The organism is Candidatus Campylobacter infans (assembly GCF_013416015.1).
Taxonomy (GTDB): domain Bacteria; phylum Campylobacterota; class Campylobacteria; order Campylobacterales; family Campylobacteraceae; genus Campylobacter; species Campylobacter infans.
Map to the genome: position 1 here is coordinate 1,505,243 of NZ_CP049075.1, position 18,659 is coordinate 1,523,901.

18 protein-coding genes are annotated in these 18,659 nt (G+C 35.4%); 7 read left to right on the forward strand and 11 right to left on the reverse strand.

Features of this window, described 5'->3' with window-relative positions:
• The first annotated feature begins 12 nt into the window (after positions 1–12).
• Together CINF_RS07540 and CINF_RS07545 are read left to right on the forward strand one after the other, a co-directional pair.
• Positions 13–996: an ATP-grasp domain-containing protein gene (locus CINF_RS07540; RefSeq protein ID WP_179975092.1), complete on the forward strand. Its 984-nt coding sequence runs from the start codon at positions 13–15 to the stop codon at positions 994–996.
• 17 nt (positions 997–1,013) lie between these two features.
• Positions 1,014–1,184, forward strand: a complete 171-nt coding sequence (locus CINF_RS07545) for a hypothetical protein (RefSeq protein WP_179975093.1) — start codon at positions 1,014–1,016, stop codon at positions 1,182–1,184.
• A 3-nt stretch (positions 1,185–1,187) separates the two neighbouring features.
• Here CINF_RS07545 and CINF_RS07550 read toward each other — a convergent pair whose 3' ends face one another.
• Genes CINF_RS07550 through rho form a run of 6 tightly spaced genes read right to left on the reverse strand, consistent with a single transcriptional unit; the run spans position 1,188 to position 6,503 of the window.
• Positions 1,188–2,438: a CDP-alcohol phosphatidyltransferase family protein gene (locus CINF_RS07550; protein WP_179975094.1), complete on the reverse strand. Its 1,251-nt coding sequence runs from the start codon at positions 2,436–2,438 to the stop codon at positions 1,188–1,190.
• 52 nt (positions 2,439–2,490) lie between these two features.
• Positions 2,491–3,453, reverse strand: a complete 963-nt coding sequence (gene pseG / locus CINF_RS07555) for a UDP-2,4-diacetamido-2,4,6-trideoxy-beta-L-altropyranose hydrolase (RefSeq protein WP_179975095.1) — start codon at positions 3,451–3,453, stop codon at positions 2,491–2,493.
• Positions 3,450–4,115, reverse strand: a complete 666-nt coding sequence (locus CINF_RS07560; protein ID WP_179975096.1) for a class I SAM-dependent methyltransferase — start codon at positions 4,113–4,115, stop codon at positions 3,450–3,452. Before CINF_RS07560 ends, pseG begins: the two co-directional genes overlap by 4 nt.
• On the reverse strand, positions 4,112–4,693 hold the full coding sequence (locus CINF_RS07565; protein WP_179975097.1) for a DegT/DnrJ/EryC1/StrS family aminotransferase: 582 nt from the start codon (positions 4,691–4,693) through the stop codon (positions 4,112–4,114). Before CINF_RS07565 ends, CINF_RS07560 begins: the two co-directional genes overlap by 4 nt.
• Positions 4,690–5,148 carry a DegT/DnrJ/EryC1/StrS family aminotransferase gene (locus tag CINF_RS07570; protein ID WP_179975098.1) on the reverse strand — a complete coding sequence of 153 codons (459 nt, stop codon included), beginning with the start codon at positions 5,146–5,148 and terminating at the stop codon, positions 4,690–4,692. The genes CINF_RS07565 and CINF_RS07570 overlap by 4 nt, the downstream gene beginning before the upstream one ends.
• 26 nt (positions 5,149–5,174) lie before the next feature.
• The gene (rho, locus tag CINF_RS07575) at positions 5,175–6,503 is read right to left on the reverse strand and encodes a transcription termination factor Rho (RefSeq protein ID WP_178696815.1); all 1,329 of its coding nucleotides are present in this window, start codon (positions 6,501–6,503) and stop codon (positions 5,175–5,177) included.
• 268 nt (positions 6,504–6,771) lie between these two features.
• Between rho and CINF_RS07580 the strand changes: the two genes are divergently transcribed.
• The 5 genes from CINF_RS07580 to CINF_RS07600 all read left to right on the forward strand — a co-directional run bounded on the left by CINF_RS07580 (position 6,772) and on the right by CINF_RS07600 (position 13,719).
• A complete protein-coding gene (locus CINF_RS07580; RefSeq protein WP_179975099.1) occupies positions 6,772–7,224 on the forward strand; it encodes an RDD family protein in 453 nt (150 codons plus the stop codon).
• A complete protein-coding gene (locus CINF_RS07585) occupies positions 7,211–9,409 on the forward strand; it encodes an LPS-assembly protein LptD (protein ID WP_179975100.1) in 2,199 nt (732 codons plus the stop codon). Before CINF_RS07580 ends, CINF_RS07585 begins: the two co-directional genes overlap by 14 nt.
• Entirely contained in the window at positions 9,409–10,092 is a 684-nt protein-coding gene (locus tag CINF_RS07590) for a sodium:proton antiporter (protein WP_179975101.1), read from the forward strand. The genes CINF_RS07585 and CINF_RS07590 overlap by 1 nt, the downstream gene beginning before the upstream one ends.
• Positions 10,082–12,271, forward strand: a complete 2,190-nt coding sequence (locus tag CINF_RS07595; RefSeq protein ID WP_179975102.1) for a polyribonucleotide nucleotidyltransferase — start codon at positions 10,082–10,084, stop codon at positions 12,269–12,271. The genes CINF_RS07590 and CINF_RS07595 overlap by 11 nt, the downstream gene beginning before the upstream one ends.
• A 134-nt stretch (positions 12,272–12,405) precedes the next feature.
• On the forward strand, positions 12,406–13,719 hold the full coding sequence (locus tag CINF_RS07600) for an MFS transporter (RefSeq protein WP_179975103.1): 1,314 nt from the start codon (positions 12,406–12,408) through the stop codon (positions 13,717–13,719).
• Between the two features lie 218 nt (positions 13,720–13,937).
• Here CINF_RS07600 and CINF_RS07605 read toward each other — a convergent pair whose 3' ends face one another.
• From CINF_RS07605 to CINF_RS07625, 5 genes are all read right to left on the reverse strand, one after another.
• Complete coding sequence (locus CINF_RS07605; protein ID WP_179975104.1) at positions 13,938–15,458, reverse strand: DNA repair protein RecN; 1,521 nt, start codon at positions 15,456–15,458, stop codon at positions 13,938–13,940.
• Positions 15,455–16,312, reverse strand: coding sequence for an NAD(+)/NADH kinase (locus CINF_RS07610; RefSeq protein ID WP_179975105.1), 858 nt, complete (start codon positions 16,310–16,312; stop codon positions 15,455–15,457). Before CINF_RS07610 ends, CINF_RS07605 begins: the two co-directional genes overlap by 4 nt.
• A complete protein-coding gene (locus CINF_RS07615) occupies positions 16,305–17,519 on the reverse strand; it encodes a multidrug effflux MFS transporter (protein ID WP_179975106.1) in 1,215 nt (404 codons plus the stop codon). Before CINF_RS07615 ends, CINF_RS07610 begins: the two co-directional genes overlap by 8 nt.
• Positions 17,520–17,678: 159 nt before the next feature.
• Positions 17,679–18,242 carry a D-sedoheptulose 7-phosphate isomerase gene (gene gmhA / locus CINF_RS07620; RefSeq protein ID WP_420808775.1) on the reverse strand — a complete coding sequence of 188 codons (564 nt, stop codon included), beginning with the start codon at positions 18,240–18,242 and terminating at the stop codon, positions 17,679–17,681.
• A gap of 226 nt (positions 18,243–18,468) precedes the next feature.
• Complete coding sequence (locus CINF_RS07625; RefSeq protein WP_178696805.1) at positions 18,469–18,657, reverse strand: hypothetical protein; 189 nt, start codon at positions 18,655–18,657, stop codon at positions 18,469–18,471.
• Positions 18,658–18,659: the final 2 nt, after the last annotated feature.

The window sequence follows — 18,659 nt, forward strand, 5'->3', positions numbered from 1 at the left end:
AAAAGGCTAAATATGAAGCATTTTTTCATCATCGGTGGCTCATCTTTACAAAGAGATTTTTTACATTGTGTAAAAAGAGCTGGTTTTATTAGCCATGTATTTGATTATGACAAAAATTGCGTTTGTAAGGGCGAAGCTGATTTTTTTCACCTTATCTCCGTAGATGAAAAAGAACAAATCCTTGCCCTTGCTTTAAAATATCAAATCGCAGGCATTGGCACTAGCGCAAGCGAGCTAGGAAATATCACGGCGTGTTATGTGGGCGAAAAATTAAACCTAGGCACAAACTCATACCAAACAGCCCTAAACACAACAGACAAAAGCAAAATGAAAGAAATTTTTAAACGCTTTAATATACCCTGTGCTTCTTATTTAGTAGTTCAAGACATAAAAGAGCTTGAAAAGCTGGATTTAAAATTTCCACTTGTAATAAAGCCAAGTGATAGAAGTGCTGGCAGGGGTGTAATGCTTGTGCGTGATAAAAGCGAGCTTTTAGAGCATTTTGGATATTGTCAAAGCTTAGCTTATAATAAAAAAGTTTTGCTTGAAGAGCTTTTATATGGCAAGCAGTTTTCAGTAGAAACCATCAGCTCGCATTCAAAACACCGCATTATTGCTATTACAGAGGAGTATTTCAACGACTCAAATGATTTTTGCGAAACTAACAACCTAATCCCAGCAAGAATAAGCGATGATGAAAAAACTCTAATCCACAAAGAATGTTTAAGAGTGCTTGAAGCTTTTGATATAAAATTTGGCGCAGCTCACATAGAATTAAAACTAAATAAAAATAAAATAAACTTTATAGAAATAGCTAGCAGAACGGGTGGCTTTCGCGATGAATTAATACACAATGCCTTTGGCGTTGATTATAATGAGCTTTTACTTCAAAGCATACTTAAAGAAAACTTGCCAGATTTTAGCTTAAAGGCTAGGCAATTTTGTTTAGTTAAAATGATTTTACTAGAAAACATTTTGAGTTTTATAAGGCAATAAAAGCAAGCAAAGCCAAAATGCTTGTGCGCGATGAATGCGCTAATATAAAAGAAAACGCAGGTGATGAGTTTTTTAATGGATTTTCTAATTTACTTGATGCGAAGGGATATTATTATTTAAATATCCCTTTAAATGAAAATCCAGATTTATATATAAATGAAAATACTAAGGCTATTTTTGCGCGATAATTCTTATTTAAATGGCGCAAAACCTTTATCTTCTTTGGCAAAAAGTAAATTAAAGCCTAAAATTTTAAGTTCATCACATAAAATTTCAAAATCCAAAAATCTTCTGTAATGTTCATCATAAATAAAAGCATTATCCCCAAGAGCTAGGCCTTGATTATAAAGAGAGTTTTTAAGCCCTCTAGCTTCTACACAAAAAATCCCTTGCGCTTTTAAGGCCTTATACACAAAAGGCAACAAGCTTTCTTGCTCAGCCTTAGTAATACTATGTAAGGTAAAGCGCGAATAAATCACATCATAAGCATTAGAAATTTCATTTAAAGCACAAAAATCAGCATTTTCAAATTCTAAATTATTTTTTGCGTAATTAGCCTTTAAATACTCAATCTCGCTCTTACACGCATCAATTGCTTTTACGCGCATACCTTTTTCATAGAAAAACACGCTATCTCTACCATTGCCACAACCAAGCTCTAAAAGTTGCGCGTTTTTTGGAGCGTATTTTAAGATAAATTTTGCAAATAAAGATGGCAAAAAGGGGCTTTGATTGTTTTGATAAAATTTCGCCCAGTAATGTTTATCGTCATTTTTGCGCCCTTTTATATTTGCATAAAGCTCAATCAAACGATAACACAAATCAAAAAGAAAAATCCCACCCACAACATAACACATCAGCTCAAAAGAGCCTAGCATTATCCCAGTAGAAATTAAAATCGCCAACAAACTAGCATCAATGCCAAGCAAAAAACCACGATCTAAAAACCATTTTTTTAGCCCAAAGCGTTTGATGGATTTTAATTTTCTTAGCTGATTTAAGATATAAAAAGTAGTTATGCAATTATAAATATTCATACTAACAAGAGCAAAAATGCAAGCTTGTAATGAAATCAAATCGCAAAAAAATAAAAATATAAAAATCCCATTAAATGTTAAATTATCCACGCTTGCATCAAGCAATTTACCAATTTTTGATGAAAGATTTTTATAGCGCGCAAGCATTCCATCGATATGATCAAGCAAGCTATAAAGCAAAAATAATAACCCAGCGCAAATAAAATGCCCCAAATATATAAAGTAAAACGACAAGGCCGCAAAAATTGCGCTTAAAATGGTAATGAAATTTGGCGTTATTGGAGTTTTAGCCAGTGGCAAAAGTATAAATTTTTGAATAATTAGCACCCTAAAAAGATATTCACTAATATAATAAGACTTCTTTTCAAGCCTTTGGGCTTTTTTTAATTTTTCATCTAAATCCATTTTCTATCCTTTATAAAATTGTAAAACGCCAAATCGGTTTTGATTTATTTTTTTAAAGACCTAAAAGCGTAAAAAATAAGCTTTTAAAATTTTCATCTATAAAAATTGGGCAAAAATTTTGATTAATATTTGCTCTTAAATTAAGCCTTGTTTCAAAGCTCATTTTTTCAAGCTCCATTGCTATATTTTCAGGCCGAGTAAATATCAAATAGCCTTGATGAACGCCAAAAAGAGCAAGATTTTTTTGGTTGCTTGCAAGGACAAAAGAAATTATTGGCACACCTAAGCTTAAAAACTCATATACCGTTTGCCCACAAGCACAAACCCCTACATCACAACCAAGCATAAGCTCAGCCATTGGCGCATTTTCATAGCATTTAATAAACGAACTTTCTAAGCCCAAAAGCTCTTTTTTGTATTTAAAAGCCTTAGCTATTGCTATGTGTAAAATAACATTACGGCTTAAAAGATAGTTTTGAATACTCTTAGCAATAAAATAGCTTAAATTTTTATCATCACTCCCGCCAAGAGTAAGAAAAATATTTTTTATATTTTTGTTGATAGTAATTTTTTTAGCCTTTATAAACTCAGTTCTTAAAAACAAAAGCCCAAAAAGCGTTTTAGTTCGTGGGCTTAATTTATAAGGCAGTGTGCTTGCGTAAGGATTTGGGTTTATAATTAAATCTACATCATAAAATTTAAGCTCGCATTCATCATCTATACAAACTACTTTATAAAAAAATTTCTTTATATAAGTAAAAAAATCAGCTCTTACATCATAACTATCTATAAGTAAAATTTGCGCATCCAAGCTTGCCAAGGCTTGATGATTTGGTATTTTATAAAGCTTAAAACCTGCGTTTTTTATAAGTTCGTGTCCGTGGCTTAGCCACTTTTTATCATCACTTGCAAAGCTAATATCACAGCCTTTAAGATAAAAAGCTAGTCGCAAACAGCGCATTATATGCCCTAAGCCGATTTTTTCTCCGCCGTTTGCGTAGATTAAAATTTTCATTTTTCACAAATTATTACAAAATCATCATCAGCATAGCTATCATTATCAAAAGAAGTGCGGATGCGGTTTATTTCTAAATTTTTAAAGTGATAAAACACTCTTTTTACCTCGTCTTTATCAAAAAAATACATAGGCATATCATTTTCTTTAAAGGCTGAGCGTTTTTCATCGTTTTCTTGGATTATCACCTCGTATTTGCTAAGTTTTTTTGCCTTTTCATAGCGATAATCTTCTAAATTTCGCACAAGGATTAAAGCCTTTGAGCCTTTTTTAAGCACTCTAAATATTTCACCGGCTGCTTTTTGTATGCTTTGTTTATCATTATAATAAAGCACGCCAAAACAAATCAAACCATCAAAAAATTCATCATCATAAGGCAAATTATCAACACTTGCAATTTCAAAATTTGCTTTTAAGTTTGCGCTTGCTAGCAATTCTTGGCTTGCTTGTATGCCACTTGATGAATAATCGCAGCCATAAGCTTCAAAGCCATTTTCAGCTAAAAATTTTAAATGCCTGCCAGCTCCACAACCCAAATCCAAAATCGCTCCGCCTTGTTTAAAAGTGCGCAAGGCAAATGAAACGACTAATTGATGAGGATAGCGTGGCTGGTGGCGTTTTTGCTTATGTAGATTTATCCATTGCTCTTGATTTTTATTCATTTTTGTCCTTTAAGTTGCGATACAATCGCTAAAATAATTTTAATATTTTGTTTAATTTGCTTTTTACTTATACTCTCATCACACCATAAATTAACTATTTCTTTTTCAAGGCGCGCTGATTTTGGCGAAATTTTAAACCCAAAAATTTTTTCATTATTCATATACCAGCTACTACAATCAATGCCTTTTGCTCTAAGTGCTTGTAATAATTCATCTCTAAAATTTTTCATTCTAAAAGTATAACGCCAAGCAATGGAGCCATTTTGAATTTCTGGTTGTTTTATTAGCTTATGCTTTAAAAGCTTTTGATAGAGTTTTGCTTTTTGTTTTCTTTGCTTAGAAATTTTATAAAGGCTTGTTAGTTTTGTGCTTAAAATTTCATTTTTTCTTTCATCTTTAAAAATAAAGCAATACTTTAAAAATAAATTTTTTAATTCGTTTAAATAATTTTTATCAAGTGGATTTAGGGCGTAATATGTTTTTTTGTATTCATCAAATAATTCATTAAGATTAAATGGGCGCGGCAAAAGCTCTTTATTTAATGCTTTTAGCGGGCTAAGATTGTGCTTAAAGCTCACAATACCCCCCCCCCCGCATTAGAGAGAAATTTAGTATGCCCAAAGCTTAGCACAGAAAAATCGCTTTTTGAATTTACTTTATAAGTTTGCGCGCTATCTTCAATAAGTAAAATTTTATGAGTTTTAGCAAAATCAAAAACGCGCTCATCGCATAAATGCCCATAAAGATGAGCCACAAGCAAAATATCGAATTTTTCTTTTTTATAAAGAGCTTTGATGGCTTTAAAATCACTATTATAATCTTTAAAATTTGGCTCGCAAAAATAAATTTTTAATCCAGCTTTTAGCGCAGCAGATACGACTTGCGGGCAAATAATGCTAGGCAGAGCGATTTTATTTTTGCCTAAAATTTTAGCGCGCAAAAAGCAAAGATATAAAGCACTTGTGCCATTTGCGGTGTAAAGAGCGCGTGACACATTAAAAGCGTGAGCAATTTTTCTTTCTAATTTTGTCATTGTTTTAGCTTTTTGGCATAAGCGATTTAATTATTTATAATATTTAAAAATTCTTCATTATTTTTAGTTTTTTGCATTTTTGGGTATAAAAATTTAAGCGCTTCTACATCATCCATTGTAGCTATTACATTGCGAATAGCCCAAATTTTTGCTAAATTTTCAGGTTTTAGTAGCAATTCATCTTTTCTAGTGCCAGATTTTAAGATATTAAGTGCTGGGTAAATTCGGCGATCTGAGATATTTCTATCAAGCACCATTTCGCTATTGCCCGTGCCTTTAAACTCTTCAAATATCACATCGTCCATTCGCGAGCCTGTGTCGATAAGTGCAGTTGCCACGATAGTTAGCGAACCGCCACATTCTATATTTCTTGCTGCGCCAAAAAAGCGTTTTGGTTTGTGAAGTGCGTTTGCATCCACGCCACCGCTTAAAACCTTGCCTGAGCTTGGCGTTGCGGTGTTATAAGCACGCGCAAGACGCGTAATGCTATCAAGCAAAATCACCACATCGCGCCCGGTTTCTACCATACGCTTTGCCTTTTCTATTACTAGTTCGGCTACGCGCACATGATTAAATGCTGGCATATCAAAAGTAGAGCTAAACACCTCGCCCTTTACGCTACGCTCCATATCGGTTACTTCTTCTGGGCGCTCGTCTATTAAAAGCACGATTAATTGCACTTCTGGGTGATTGCGGGTAATGCCTTGTGCTAGTTCTTTCATTAATTCTGTTTTACCTGTGCGTGGCGGGGCTACTATCAATGCGCGCTGTCCTTTGCCAATAGGCGTGAATAAATCAAGCACGCGCCCTGTTAGGCGAAGTGGGTCGTATTCTAATTTTAACTGCTCGGTTGGAAAAATAGGCGTTAGGTTATCAAATAATGGTCTTTGCTTAGCTTCATTTATGCTTTTATAATTTATGGCTTCTATTTTTAAAAGAGCGTAATATTTTTCTTGCTCTTTTGGTTCGCGCACTTGGCCGGTGATTATATCGCCTACGCGCAAGGCAAATTTTTTGATTTGGCTAAGGCTAACATAAGTATCATTTTGGCTATCGCTTAAATCGCTTCCCATAGCTCGCAAAAAGCCAAAACCATCAGGCACAATCTCCAAAATACCAGTAAATAAAATATATCCGCCTTGTTTGGTTTGAGCTCTTAAAATTTCAAAAACCAACTCTTGGCGGCGGAATTCGCGTGGATTTTCTATATCCATAGAGCTGGCAATTTCTATAAGACGCTCTAAATCAAGCTCTCGCAATTCTTCAATAGTATGCCCATCTACTGGCGTGTGAGTTTGCATATGTTGCTTTTTGGTGCGAATATTATTTTCACCAGAATTTTGTGGATTTTCCATAAAAAACCTTTAAAATATTTGATAAGTTTAAGCTAAGATGTCATAGATAGCGCATTTGCGATATAAACGAAATGTGGCAATTCTAACTAAAAAAACTTAAATATAACTAAAACTTAAAAATATATAAAAGCACATTTAGCCGACCACAAAACGCTTTTAAATTTTAAAAGTTAAGCAAAACTTAAATCAAGCCATAAAAGTAAAATTTCAAGCTTTTATGCTAAAATGCGCGATTTTAAATTTTAAAATTTTAAATTACAGGCAAAACATGGAAACAATAGCTGAAAAATTACAACGAGAGGGCATTGAATTAGCAAGCATTCAAAAAAGAGCCCTTGCTTTTTTGATAGATGATATATTGCTTAATGGCTTGCTTTTTATAATATATTTGCCTAGTTTAATGCAGCTTTTTAATGACCCTCAAGCCCTAAGTGCTGCGCTTTCTAGCTTGATTTTAGAGATAATTGCCCTAAACTTGCTTTATCATACTTTTTTTATTTGGAGATTTGGTGCGACAGCTGGCAAAATGGCGTGTAAGATTATTTGCTTAGATACTACTATGCTTTCAACGCCTAGTTTTTTGAATGCTTTTTTGCGAGCTTGTATGAGATTGCTTAGTGCGTGGTGCTTTTATTTGGGCTTTGTTTGGGCTTTTGGCAATAACGAGCGTCAAACCTGGCAAGACAAAATCGCAAGGACAATAGTCTGTGAAGTCAAATAAAAATTTTATAAAAAGCATAATTTTATACGCTTTTATAATAAGCCTTTTAAACGCACAAAGCCAAAAGGTTCAATTTTTAGCAAGTAAGGTAGAAAAAAATGGCGATATCACAGAAGCTAGCGGTGATGTGCTGCTTTATTCGCCCTCTTATTTAATAAGTGCTAAACGCGCTATATATGATGAAAAAAATGAGATTGTAGAGCTTTTTGATGATGTTTATGTGCTAAAAGATGACAACCAAACCTCAAATAGCACCTACGCTAAAATAAATCTAGCAAATAACGAAATTTTAATAAACAATACCTTTGGATTAGACAAAAAAAGCGAACTTTGGGTGCAAGCAAAAAAGGTCTGCTCTAATGAAATTTTACTTCAAACGAACTCATCAATTACTTCAAGTTGTAATGTAGAAAACCCCGATTGGTTTATAAAATACTCGCGCGGAGAATTAGATAAAAAAGATGAATATTTAAGGCTTTATAATTCTGTGATGTATATAAATTTCCCATTTATTGGTGCTACGCCGGTTGCGTATTTGCCTTATTTTGGTTATAGCACAAATAAAAACAGGCGTAGCGGGCTTTTAACCCCAGAGCTAGGCTACACGCACCGCGAGGGTTTATACTACCAACAGCCCTTTTACATAGCCACGCACGATAATTGGGATTTAGAACTAAACCCACAAATTCGCTCAGTGCGTGGCGCAGGATTATATGGCACATTTCGTTTTGTGGATTCGCCTTATTCGCAAGGGTTAATTAGAGGCGGAATTTTCACAGATAAAAAATCTTACCAAATAAAAGAAAATCTCAAATACCAAGAACACTACGGCATAGAATTAGAATACGATAGAGATAAATTAGCCAAATATTTATATAATGGCGATTATGATGAGGGTTTATTATTAAGGGTAACGCAATTAAATGATGTGGATTATTTAAACTTGCGTAGCCGTAAAGAAAGTTTGGCTTATTCATCGCTAATTCATTCTAAATTAAATTATTATATCAACACTAGCGAGCATTATTTTGGCTTATATGGCAATTATTATATAGACACGGCAAAAATCGGCACAGAGCATAAAAACAAAGCCACAATCCAAGAATTGCCCGCCTTACAATACCACAGCTATTATGATACCTTTATAAACAAGCACTTTACCTATTCATTTGATGCCAAATACCACAACTACACGCGCTCAATTGGCACAAAAGCCCACCAATACGAGCTTTACGCGCCATTTGGATTTAATATAAATTTATTTGATGATTGGCTAAATCTTAGTTTTAATGAGCATTTGTATGCTAGCCGTGTGGATTATGTAAAAAATCAATTTTATGTGCCGTATTTAAATGATTTTTATTTAATGGATAAAAAGCACGATCAATACATTAGAAACTGGCATGAAATTTTATTAAATACAGACCTTGCAAGAGCGTATGATGTTTTTGGCGGTGTGTATCATAGTTTAAACTTAGAGCTACAATACATCAAACCAGGCTACAAGCACGGCGATATCAGCAGGTATATATATTCGAGTGATTATATTTTAGAGGATAATTTTATCAACGAACTTGATAGCGCCTACACCAGCCAAAGCGTCCAAGCAAGTATGGCGCAGTATTTATTTAATAACGATGGCAATAAAATTTTACGCCATTATATAAGCCAAAGCTACAATTTTAGCGCAAATAAATTAGGCGATACAAAAAATAAAATAGATTTATATTATGCTAGTTCAAAATTTTATAATAAATTAGTCTATTCTAATGCCCACAAAGATTTTACCGCCCTTCAAAGCGGCGCAAATTTTAATTATTTAAATTTTAGCCTAGATATTTTACACAACTACACCAAACGCTACGATAGCGATGCTGATACTAGCTTCGTGCGCTCAAATTATTTCCAAACAAACGCTGCTTATAAATTGCCACAAGATTATCAAATCTTTGGTGCGTGGGCTTATGATTATGAAAGAGATAATACAAAAATGTGGCTTTTAGGACTAACCCAAAGGCGCAGATGTTTTAGCTATGGCTTGTATTTTCGCCGTGATATAACGCCTAAAATCACATCAGCAGGCCCTGAAAGCGAGAGAAAAAGCGGGGTTTATGTGTATTTTACTTTTTATCCATTTGGAGAGTTTAATTATGGATTTTCTTTAAAAGAGGATGATAATAGTTAATGAAATTTACAGATCAAAATGACGCTGGCTCTAAGCTTTTAGAGATTTTGCCACGAAACGAGCTAAAAGCAAATAATTTTTTAATTCTTTGTTTGAATATAAAAAGCGTGATTATGTGCGATTTTGTAGCAAGAGGGCTAGATTTAGGCTATGAAATACTTTTTAGCGAAGATATCAAAACGCCAAATAACGATGAATGCGATATAGCTTGCGTTAGTGAAAGCGAAGATGTGGTAATAAATGAAGCCTTGCGGGTTAGTTTTGAGATCACAAAAGACTATATTTATGGGCGAGCCAAAAAATTGTATGAAGAAAAAATTTTAAAAAATGTCTATAAATACCGCAAAGGCGGGCTTTTAAGCCCGTTAAAAGATCGCAATATTTTATTGATTACTGATAGCTGTGAAACAGGCGCAAGACTAGCAGTGGCTACAAAATCACTAACTAATATGGGCGCAAAAAGCGTAATTTTAGGCATAGCCCTAATGCCAAGCGATATGGCCGAATACGCAAATACAATAGTCGATGATGTTTATTGCGCCTTTAAAATAGACGGCTTTGTAAGCACGGATTTTTACTATGAAAAAACCCTAGACAATGACGAAAACGCCATACTTAAAATTTTAGAAGATAGCCCATATTATCTACCATTAAAAAAGCAAGGAGTAAGCAATGCAAATTAACATTCAAGCAAACAATCAAGAACAAATCTTTGATATCAATCAAGTAGCCAAACAAGCAGCAGGTGCTGTTATGCTTAAAGTTGGCAAGGCTGTTATCTTAGCCACAATAGCAAGAGATGAAAATCAAGTAAGTGAGGATTTTTTACCGCTAACCGTTCAATACATAGAAAAACAATACGCCGCAGGCAAAATCCCTGGTGGATATATTAAACGCGAAACAAAACCTGGCGAGTTTGAAACGCTAACTAGCAGGATAATTGACCGCTCTTTACGCCCGCTTTTCCCAAAAGGCTATGCTTATCCTACGCAAATTACTGTGCTTGTATTAAGTGCTGATAGCCAAGTGGATTTACAAGTTGTTGCTCTAAATGCGGCCTCAGCTGCGTTATTTTTAAGCGATATACCAGTAAATCGCAATGTATGCGGGGTGCGCGTAGCTTGCGTGGATGAAAATTTTGTGCTAAATCCTAGTTTAGATGAACTAAAACAAAGCACGCTTGATTTGTATCTTGCTGGCGTTGATGATGAGCTTTTAATGATAGAAATGCGCTCATTGCCTAGCAAAAATGAAATTAGCGCTATACCTGTGGTAGCAATGGATTCTCTTATAGATATCCCAGCAAATTTTAATCAAAATATGAATGAGTTTAGCGAAGAAAAAATGCTTATGGCAATTGAGTTTGGCACAAAGGCTATCGCAAATGGCTCAAAAGCCTACAATGAAGCCTTTAAAGCGTATAAAAAAGCTGATGCCATCATCAATCTAAAACCTCAAATTGACAATTTAGACGCTTATGAGCTTGTGCGCGGTATGTATGGAGCTGATGTAAAATCAGCCATAAATCAAATGGCCAAAAGCGAACGGGCTAGCGAGCTAAGCAAAATCGCCCAAAATATCCTTCAAAGCGATATTTGCATCGCCCAAGGATGGAGCGAGGCTGATATTGTGAATGCTTTAAATAAATACAAAAAAGAAGTAGTTAGGGCTCAAATTTTAAATGAAGGGCTTCGCGCTGATGGGCGAAAGCTTGATGAAGTGCGCCCAATTAGCATACAAACAAATATCTTGCCAAGCGCGCATGGTAGTTGTCTTTTTACGCGCGGACAAACGCAAGCCTTAGTAGTAGCCACTCTTGGCAATGATAATGATGTGCAAATGAGCGAGCTTTTAACGCAAAAGACGCCAGTTAGTGAAAAATTTATGTTTAATTATAATTTTCCAGGATTTAGCGTAGGCGAAGCAAGCCAGCTAAAAGCACCAGGACGCCGTGAATTAGGCCACGGCAATCTAGCCAAACGCGCGCTATATCCAAGCATTGATGTAGATTTACCACAGAGCATTCGCTTAGTAAGTGAAATTTTAGAAAGCAATGGTTCAAGCTCGATGGCTAGTGTGTGCGGTGGCGCCTTAGCACTTAGAGCAGCTGGAATAGCAAGCATTAAATTAGTAGCTGGCGTGGCGATGGGACTTGTTTTAGAAGATGATAAATATGCGATTTTAACCGATATAATGGGGCTTGAAGATCACGATGGAGATATGGATTTTAAAGTAGCTGGCACGCACGAGGGCATCACAGCCTTACAAATGGATATAAAACTTGGTGGAATTTCAATGCAAATTTTATCCCAAGCCTTCAATCAAGCAAAGCAAGCAAGAGAGCATATTTTAAATATAATGGAAGAAGCAAATCGCCAAATAATCATCAATGAAGATGTTTTGCCAAAACTAGAATTATTTAGCGTAGATCCTAGCAAAATCGTAGATATTATAGGCCAAGCTGGCAAAACAATCAAAGAAATCATCGAAAAATTCGGCGTTAGTGTGGATTTAGACAGAGATAAAGGCGAGGTAAAAATCGCCGGAGATGAGCAAAAAAATGTCCGCGCAGCAAAAGATTATATAATCGAAATAACCCAAAAAGATAACGGCCGAAATTTTAAATCAAATTTTAAATCCCACAAGCCAGATATTAGCGCATTTAGCGTGGGTGCTGAGTTTGATGGCGTGGTTAAAACCACTACAAACTTTGGCGCGTTTATCGCTATAACTTCTGGATCAAGCAGTGCTGATGGCTTGCTTCACATAAGCAAAATTAAAAGCCCGTTAAAAACCAGCCAGAGCGTAAGGGTAAAAATCGCTGAGATTAAAAACGGCAAAATTTCACTTGATTTGCTTTAAAATTTTATTCTAGTTGGTGGGATTAAAATTTAAAAGCTAACTAGCCTTTTTAAGCCTTAATGGCGTAATAATGCCATTAAGCAAAGGCTAATAAATCGCCAAATTTTAAAAGCCAAAATCCATAAAGAAACAAAATGCAAAATCCTTTTATAGCTCTTAAATCTCGTAATTTTCGCATTTACTGGCTAGGGCTTGGTGCTAGCCAAACAGGCACTTGGATGCAAAATATCGCCCAACCCTGGCTTGCGCTTAAAGTTACAAATGATCCTGTGCTTGTAGGCATCGTCTCAGCCATGCATTTCTTGCCGATTATGATTTTTTCGTTATTTTCTGGGGTTTTGATTGATAGAATGGACAAAAAGCGGATTTTATTTTTCACTCAAGCTGGGCTTTGCGTGGTTTCGTTTATTTTTGCTCTTAGCGTGTTTATGGATTTTGCTAGTTTTGGCGTGATTTTAGTGCTGGCTTTTTTAACTGGACTTTTTAATAGCCTTGATTCGCCGACCCGCCATAGTTTTATTTATGAACTTGTAGAAAATCGCGCCCTTGTGCCAAATGCCGTTGCGCTTAATTCAATGAGCGTGAGCGTATCGCGCATTTTAGGGCCTGCGCTTGCTGGGATTATCATGGCTAGCTTTGGCATTGGCGCTTGTTTTTTATTTAATACCTTTTCATTTGTGGCGATTTTTGCTAGTTTGTTTTTGGTTAAACCAAAGCGCGCGCGCACGGCCAGAGCGCATTCAAGTATGCTAAAAAGCATAATTAAAGGCTTTATTTATATAAAATCGCACGAGCATTTACTTTCGCCCTTAATCGTGCTTTTAATTGTAGCCACCTTCGTGCCAAATTACAGCGTTTTGGTTTCAGCTCTTGTGCATTTTAATTTAGGTGGCGATGATACTAGCTATGGATATTTAATGGCATTCTTAGGCGTTGGAGCGTTTTTTGGAGCGTTTTTTGCAGCTAGCTTAGGCCAAAACTTAGCCAAAACCAGCAAAAACTCCAAAGAAATTTTAAATCAAAACACAAATAAAGCTCAAAAATCTAGCCAAATTTTAAATGCCCCGCCTTTAAACCATGAAAAACCCGCATTAAACACCAGCCAAAAAATCACGCTTTATTTGCCGTTTTTATCGGCTTTGATGCTTGCAAGCGTTGGCGTTTGGGATAATTTTTGGCTTTGTGGGCTAAGTTTAATTTTTACATCATTTTGCCTAATCATTACAATTAGCACGATAAACTCGCTCTTACAGCTTGGCTCAGATGATAAATACAGAGGGCGCGTGATGAGCGTTTATAGCTTGTTTTTTTTAGGTTCTACGCCCATTGGAGCGAGTTTTGCTGGCTTTGCGGTAAAGCATTTTGGCCCAGATGGAGCGTTTTTTATTAGTGCTTTTGTGGCTTCTTTTTTTCTTGGATTGTGGCATTTATTTGCCAAAAAATTTTAAAATCCAAATGCTAGCTTGCGCGCCAAATTTTAAAATTTTAAAATTTAAAATATCGCTGTTTTAAATTTTAAAATGTTAAAACAACAAATAAATTTTAAAATTTAGAGTTTTAAAATTTAAAACATCAAAATATCGCGCCCTTATTTTAAATTTTAAATTTTAAAATATCGCTATCTTAAAATTTTAAAATGTTAAAGCAATAAATAAATTTTAAAATTTTAATCCAAAAGTTTTTTAGCAAAGCTTTTTGCCTCATCGCTTATATGCTCGCCACTTATCATCCTAGCTAGTTCTCCCGCGCGCTCGTTTTTTTGGAGCTTTCTAACTTGTGAAATGCCATCTGTTTTTTGAACTATAAAATGATGATCGGCTTTTGAGCTAAGTTGTGGCTGATGCGAAATAGCAAAGATTTGATAATGCTTAGCTAGCATCGCAAGCACGCAAGCTATGCTCATAGCTTCTTTGCCGCTTAAATTCGCATCTATTTCATCTAAAAATAGCACTCCATTTTTTGCGCCAATTATTTGCGCGCTAGTTGCTATAAAAGCTAGGCGCAAGCGATTTAATTCACCACTTGAAATATTTTTAAAACTAGCTTCATTTAAGCTTAAATTAACCTCATCGCAACCAAACTCACAAAGCTCGCAACGCTTTAATTCTAAACTAAGCCCTTCTAAATAAAGCTTGTTAAGGTATGAATTTAGCATATCTTCAAGCATTTTGATGGATTTTTTTCTGTGTTTAGTTAATATCTGGCAAAGCTTGCTAGCTTGCTCGTTTAATTTTAAAATTTTACGCTCCAAATCGGCCTTTTCAAACTCGATTTTTTCGTATTTTTCTAATTCCATCTGGCGAATTTTTAGCACATTTAAGGCCTCGTCAATGCTGCCATAACGCCTATTTAACGCATTTAACGCTTCTATTCTATCTAGCAAACGCTCAATTTGTTCATCACTTAATTCTTCAAAACTTAAATTATCACGCACGCTTTTTAACTCATTTAAAGCAATACTTAAAAACTCCCCATCTACCCCACTAAGCTCTAATGCTCTAATAGCCGCGTTTTCATACTCAAAAATCCCGCTTGCCTTGCCCCAAGCTTCTATGATTTTATCTTTTTTGCTAATTTTATTTTTAAGCTCTATTAACTCGTCTAATTCGCCTATTTTTGGATTCACACCAGCGATTTTATCGATCTCAAATTTTAAATATTCCTTAATCTCTTCAATTTTATTTTCATCTTCATTTAAGGCATTTAAGCTTTCTTTTGTGGCTTTTAAATCCTTAAAAAGCGCGCTAAAATCGTTTTTTGCCCTTATAAACTCATCAGCACTAATTAAAGCATCACAAAGCATTAAAAGATTTTTATTTGATATTTCGTTGTTTTCTTTTGCGCTTAGATAGCTTATGTATGGTTTTATCAAGCCTTGGAGCTGTTTTTTGCTAAGGGATTGATTGTTTATAAAATACCTTGTGCTTGTTTGCTTGCTTGCTTTAAAAACATTGATTTCATCGCATTCTATGCCAAGGTCTATAAAATTTGCGCCAAAATCCTTGCTAGTATCGATCTCGCAAACCCCGCTCATACACTCTTTAAAGCCAAAAACGCTCAAAATCGCATTCATAAGAACGCTTTTGCCAGCCCCACTGCTACCAGTAAATACGCTAAAACCGCCATCAAAACAAAGCTCCACCTCGCCAAAACCTACTAAATTTTTAGCGTAAAATCTCTTTATCATTGATGACCCCAGCGAAGTTTTTGCCTTAAAACATCAAAATAATCATGCCCCATGCGCCTTATTAGATTTATGCTAGTTTGGCTTATGCCTACTTTTAGGCTATCATAATCTTTTAATCCCACATAATCTTGCCCGTCCATTAGCACCACTACATCATCATTTGAGCGAAACTCTACTTCAAAATTTGAAGGCAAAATCAGTGGGCGTTGCGTAAGGGCGTGCGAGCAAACCGGCGTGATGGCATAAATTTCACATTGTGGATGCATTATGGCTCCGCCAGCGCTCATATTATAAGCAGTTGAACCCATCGGCGAGCTTATTATAAGGCCATCACCTATATAAGAATTAAAATATTTTCCATCTAAAAATGCGTCTATTTGCGTAATGGAGTTGATTTTTTCGCGCATTAGCGTTATGTCGTTAAAGGCTAGTTTGCTTATGAAATTTTGACCTTTGATGAGTTTTGCTTGTAAAAATTTTGGCTGTTGGAGATAAAATTTGCCATTTTTAAGCTCAGCCAAAAATACCGCGCATTCATCAATTACCACATCAGTTAAAAAACCAAGCCTGCCAGTATGAACCCCAAATAAATACGCCCCATACTCCCAAAATTTTCTACAAGCACCGATATAATTACCATCTCCGCCAAGACAAATCACAAGTTTTGTGCGCGAAAAAATCTCATCTTTGCTTAATCCATCATTGCGCCCTAGTTCTTTTGCGCTGTGATTTTCAAGCAACATAGTAATGCCAAGATGAGATAAAATTTGCTCTAATTTTAAAATGGCATCTTTTTGAGTGCTAGCATCTTTTGTGGTAACTAATGCGCAATCTAAGCTTGAAAAATCAATCATTTTGTGCCTTTTTAAGCACATTTTTTATGAAAGCAAAATACAGCGCGCTTGCAAAAAATACACAAGAAAATATCACGAGAGCAAGCATTGATGGAGTATTAGCATTTAAAAAACCAACGCTAAAACTAAGCAAGCCAGCCAAAATAAATTGAATTGTCCCAAGCAAAGCAGATGCCGTGCCAGAATGCTCTTTAAAGCGCGCCATAGCAAGAGTTGTGGTATTTGGCATAATAAACCCTAACATCGCAATAGTAAAAAATAGCATTGCCTCATAAGCCAAAAAGCCAAAATCAGCGCACAAAAATAAAACCAAACTAAACCCGCTCATAGCCAAAAAAGCAAAGGCAAGAATTTTTTTTGGCTCTTTTTTTAGCACTAATTTTGCATTTATTGCGCTCATTATGATAAAACCTAGCGCATTAAAACCAAAAAGCAAGGCATAAATTTGCTCACTCAACCCAAAATGTGTAATAAAAACAAAACTTGATGCCGTAATGTATGCAAACATCGCAGCCATCGCAAAACCAGCTGATAAAACATAAATTAAAAAAACCTTATCTTTTAGCACGAATTTATAATTTGCAATGATTTTCTTTTGAGAAAAAATCTCGCTTCTATCTGTTTTGGGCGCGCTTTCATCAAGTTTAAAAATAATTAATCCTAGCAAAATAAAACCAAGAATAAACAAACTTATAAAAATGCTCTCCCAGCTAAAAAATTCTAATAAAATCCCGCCAAGCGAAGGCGAAAGCATAGGCGCAAGCGATGAAACTATCATCATTAAAGCAAACATCGCGCCAGCTTCATGCAATTCAAACAAATCATTTACAACAGCACGCGCAATCACCACGCCAGCACAACCACCAAGTGCTTCAAAAAATCTTAAAATTATAAAGGTATTGATATCAGGTGCGATCACACAGCCAAAACTAGCCAGTATAAAAAGACAAATTCCAAAAAGCAAGGGCTTTTTCCGCCCAAAAATATCGCTTAATGGCCCATAAATCAGCTGACCAAAAGCAAAAGCTATAAAAAAACTAGCAAGCGAAAGCTGAGCGTAAAACTCATTTGAATTAAAACTTTCTTTAACGCTTGTAAGAGCGGGCAAATACATATCAGTAGATAGCGGAGCGACTGCGCTCATCAAAGCTAAAATCACTACTAATTCTACTTTTTTATAACCTTCAATTTTAGTTTTTACTTGCATTTTTCGCCTTTAAAAAAATCTCAAATTATAGCAAAAAAGCACATTCTTGCTGGCAAAATTTTAAAATTTATTTGCTTTAAAATTTAAGATGAAAACCTGCTAGATATTTTGGCCTGTTTATTTTAGAATTAAAATTTATGCCTGAAAAAAGCATAAATTTTAAATATTAAAGGCCTCATCAATGGCTGCACAAAGTGTGTGGATAATTAAAATATGCATCTCTTGTATTCTAGCTGTATCATCGCTTGGAATGATTATAGCGTTATTACAAGCCTTCATTGCGCCTCCATCTTTGCCTAAGAGCGCAATTATTTGTATGTTTTTTTGCTCGGCGCAATTGATGGCTTCAAGCACATTTTGGCTATTGCCACTGGTTGAAATCGCCACTAACACATCGCCATCTTGCCCAAGAGCTAGCACCTGCCTAGCAAAAACAAACTCAAATCCATAGTCATTGCCAATAGCACTAAGTGCTGAGGTATCGGTACTTAGCGCAATAGCCGGCAATGGCGCACGCTCGCATTTATAACGCCCCGTTAGCTCAGCTGCAAAATGCTGGCTATCAGCTGCGCTGCCGCCATTGCCACAAATTAAAATTTTTTTGCCATTTTTTAGCGCGCTAATTATAATTTTGGCACATTCATTTATTTTTGGCGCAAGCGCGCTTATTTTTTCTACAACTTGCTTGTGAGAGTTTAATTCTGCCTCAAAATAATTCATTATTAAGCCTTTTTGCTGTCTTTTGCTGTTTTGTTTAAAAAATAAAGTCCGATAGTTAAAAATACAGCTATTACTAACACTGCGTATGCTGATGCGTCCATTTAATCCCCTGCCTCAAAACAATTCATTATTAAGCCTTTTTGCTGTCTTTTGCTGTTTTGTTTAAAAAATAAAGCCCGATAGTGCCAAATATAACTATCACCACCGCTGCATATGCTGATGCGTCCATTTAATCCCCTTTATCTAAATTTTTGGCTGTAATTATCGTAGCTAATAAAAAATAACTCCCTACAAATATAATCACAACCGCTGCTATAATGCTAGTAAAATCCAAAACCAGTTTTAAAACCCCACCAGCAATTAAAGCTATGCTTAAATTCATAAAAGAATTAATCGTCAATTCTTGCCATTTTTTCATTT

Excerpts from the sequence above, each read along its gene's own strand:
- CINF_RS07540 (WP_179975092.1), top strand. The coding sequence starts at position 13 with ATGAAGCATTTTTTCATCATCGGTGGCTCATCTTTACAAAGAGATTTT.
- CINF_RS07545 (WP_179975093.1), top strand. The coding sequence starts at position 1,014 with ATGCTTGTGCGCGATGAATGCGCTAATATAAAAGAAAACGCAGGTGAT.
- CINF_RS07550 (WP_179975094.1), bottom strand. The coding sequence starts at position 2,438 with ATGGATTTAGATGAAAAATTAAAAAAAGCCCAAAGGCTTGAAAAGAAG.
- pseG (WP_179975095.1), bottom strand. The coding sequence starts at position 3,453 with ATGAAAATTTTAATCTACGCAAACGGCGGAGAAAAAATCGGCTTAGGG.
- CINF_RS07560 (WP_179975096.1), bottom strand. The coding sequence starts at position 4,115 with ATGAATAAAAATCAAGAGCAATGGATAAATCTACATAAGCAAAAACGC.
- CINF_RS07570 (WP_179975098.1), bottom strand. The coding sequence starts at position 5,148 with ATGACAAAATTAGAAAGAAAAATTGCTCACGCTTTTAATGTGTCACGC.
- rho (WP_178696815.1), bottom strand. The coding sequence starts at position 6,503 with ATGGAAAATCCACAAAATTCTGGTGAAAATAATATTCGCACCAAAAAG.
- CINF_RS07580 (WP_179975099.1), top strand. The coding sequence starts at position 6,772 with ATGGAAACAATAGCTGAAAAATTACAACGAGAGGGCATTGAATTAGCA.
- CINF_RS07590 (WP_179975101.1), top strand. The coding sequence starts at position 9,409 with ATGAAATTTACAGATCAAAATGACGCTGGCTCTAAGCTTTTAGAGATT.
- CINF_RS07595 (WP_179975102.1), top strand. The coding sequence starts at position 10,082 with ATGCAAATTAACATTCAAGCAAACAATCAAGAACAAATCTTTGATATC.
- CINF_RS07600 (WP_179975103.1), top strand. The coding sequence starts at position 12,406 with ATGCAAAATCCTTTTATAGCTCTTAAATCTCGTAATTTTCGCATTTAC.
- CINF_RS07605 (WP_179975104.1), bottom strand. The coding sequence starts at position 15,458 with ATGATAAAGAGATTTTACGCTAAAAATTTAGTAGGTTTTGGCGAGGTG.
- CINF_RS07610 (WP_179975105.1), bottom strand. The coding sequence starts at position 16,312 with ATGATTGATTTTTCAAGCTTAGATTGCGCATTAGTTACCACAAAAGAT.
- CINF_RS07615 (WP_179975106.1), bottom strand. The coding sequence starts at position 17,519 with ATGCAAGTAAAAACTAAAATTGAAGGTTATAAAAAAGTAGAATTAGTA.
- CINF_RS07625 (WP_178696805.1), bottom strand. The coding sequence starts at position 18,657 with ATGAAAAAATGGCAAGAATTGACGATTAATTCTTTTATGAATTTAAGC.